Annotated in this window: 2 protein-coding genes; one reads left to right on the plus strand and one right to left on the minus strand. The window is 67.4% G+C overall.

Annotation, left to right across the window (positions count from 1 at the left end; all coding sequences use genetic code 11):
• A partial coding sequence (locus E2651_RS42600) for a PTS fructose transporter subunit IIBC (RefSeq protein WP_209446390.1) occupies positions 1–1,555 on the minus strand: 1,555 nt, incomplete at its 3' end.
• Positions 1,556–2,070: 515 nt separating this feature from the next.
• Between E2651_RS42600 and E2651_RS42605 the strand changes: the two genes are divergently transcribed.
• Positions 2,071–2,518, plus strand: a 448-nt coding sequence (locus E2651_RS42605) for an adenosylhomocysteinase (protein WP_167829080.1), incomplete at its 3' end; no start/stop codon positions are given.

The following is a 2,518-nucleotide window of genomic DNA, read 5'->3' on the forward strand; positions in this document are numbered from 1 at the left end:
CCCCCGCACCGACCCCCGCACCGACCCCCACGAGGACCGGCTCAGGACCGCCCGGGACGTCCACGAGCGGAACCCCGCGCCGCTTGCGCTCGCTCAGGTCGACCAGCGTGACCGTGGTCAGCGCGGTGACGACGGTGCCGATGGCGACCGCGATGAAGAACATCGGTACGCCGCCGACGGCACCCAGGACCGCCACGATCGGCCCGCCGTGCGGCACCGCGTCCTCGACGCCCGCCTGACCGGCGATCGCACCGGCGACGGCGCCGCCGAGCATGTTCGCCGGAATGACCTGCGCGGGCCGCGCGGCGGCGAACGGAATGGCACCCTCCGAGATCCCGAACAAGCCCATGAACAAGGCGGCGAAGCCGGTCTCCCGCTCCTGTTCGCTGTAGAGGCGCTTGCGGATCAGCGTCGCGAGACCCTGCCCGAGCGGCATGACCGGAATCGCCGCGGCGCACATGCCCATGACGGTCTGGTTGCCGGTCGCGATGAGCCCCGCGCCGAACAGGAACGCCGTCTTGTTGACCGGCCCGCCCATGTCGAACGCGATCATGAGCCCGAGAATCGCGCCCAGCAGAATCGCACTGGTACCGGTCATGCCACTGAGCCAGTCGGTCAGATGCTCGAAGACCCACGAGATCGGCTTGCCGATGACGTAGATGAAGAAGAGCCCGAGTGCCGTCGTCGCGACGATGGGGATCACGATGATCGGCATGATCGGCTGGGCGAACTTCGGGACCTTGACCTTCTTGATCCACAGCACCAGATACCCGGCGAGGAAGCCGGTCACGATGGCCCCGATGAAGCCCGCGCCCGCCTTGGAGTCGTACAGCTCACCGGTGTTGGCGATCCAGCCGCCGATCATGCCCGGCACCAGCGCGGGCCGGTCCCCGATCGCGTACGCGATATAGCCGGAGAGGATCGGCACCATCAGCGTGAAGCCGATGACGCCGATGTCGTTGACGTGCTTCCAGAACGAGTCGTCGGGGATGACGAGGCCGCCCTGCGGGTCGGTGTGACCGCCGAGCGAGAGCGAGATGGCGATCAGCAGACCGCCGACCACGACGAACGGAATCATGTACGAGACGCCGTTCATCAGCGCCTTGTACGCGACGCTGCGCTCCCGGCCGCCTCCGCCGCCGCCCGTGATCGGATCGGCGGCGCCACCGCCACCGCCACCGCCGCCACCGGCCCCGTGCACCGGCGCGCTCCGCACCTGCTCGATCAGCCGCTCGGGGTTGCTGATGCCTTCGGAGACGCCGACGGACAGCACGCGCTTGCCCACGAAGCGGCTGCGGTCGACGTCCTTGTCGGCGGCGATGATGATGCCGTCGGCATTTCTGACATCGTTGTCAGTCAAGACATTCTCGGCCCCGATGGAGCCCTGCGTCTCCACCTTCATGTCGATGCCGAGGCTCTCCGCGGCCTGTGCGAGCTTCTCCGCGGCCATGTACGTGTGAGCGATACCGGTCGGACAGGCGGTCACCGCGAGCAGCTTGAGCTTCTTCCGCTCGCCGCCGCCCTCGCCTATGGGGGGATCGGCCGGATGGGTCACGTGGATCTCCTAACGCCTAACGCCTAACGCCTTCGTCAAACAAGATCGCGCAAATGTTCCCGATCTCAAGGCATCCTGCAACACGTAGGCGCAGGTTCCAAAGAGTAAAAGTCCCTTATTGTCTGGGTCTGTTGTCCTTGTTGAGGTGCTTGCCGGGCCCCATCCGTAGATCATCCGCAGCCCATTCGCTGGACACCCGCAGCTCATCCGCCACCCATGTGCCGCTCATCAGCCGCCCGTTTGCTGGTCGTTCACTGGTCGCCATACGGTCGTCATCCAGTCGTCCCCCGCGCCTCGCGTGTCCGAAGGTGGGCTGGGGCCCGCTGGGCCAATCGGTGTAGCTTTGTGACCGAGCCAGACGTCGCTGCTGATGGCGGTCGGGCGGTGCCTGCACGGACCGGCCGAGGGAGAGAGGGCCTCCGACGGACTGCGCTGCGCGCGTTGGTGTACTCCTGTGCCCATCGCCGCAGATCAGCCATGCCCACCCTCGACCAATCCACGAGGAGCAGCTCTTCATGACCAGCCTCATCAACGGCCAGGACTTCAAGGTCGCCGACCTCTCCCTCGCCGAGTTCGGCCGCAAGGAGATCACTCTCGCCGAGCACGAGATGCCCGGCCTGATGTCGATCCGCAAGGAATTCGCCGCCACCCAGCCGCTGGCCGGCGCCCGCATCATGGGCTCGCTGCACATGACGGTGCAGACCGCTGTGCTCATCGAGACCCTGGTCGCCCTCGGCGCCGAGGTCCGCTGGGTCTCCTGCAACATCTTCTCGACCCAGGACCACGCGGCCGCGGCCATCGCCGTCGGCCCGAACGGCACCCCGGAGAACCCCCAGGGCATCCCGGTCTTCGCCTGGAAGGGCGAGACCCTGGAGGAGTACTGGTGGTGCACGGAGCAGGCGCTGACCTGGCCGAACACCCCCACCGGCGGCCCGAACATGATCCTGGACGACGGCGGCGACG

Source organism: Streptomyces sp. MZ04, from assembly GCF_004684775.1.
Lineage (GTDB): Bacteria > Actinomycetota > Actinomycetes > Streptomycetales > Streptomycetaceae > Streptomyces.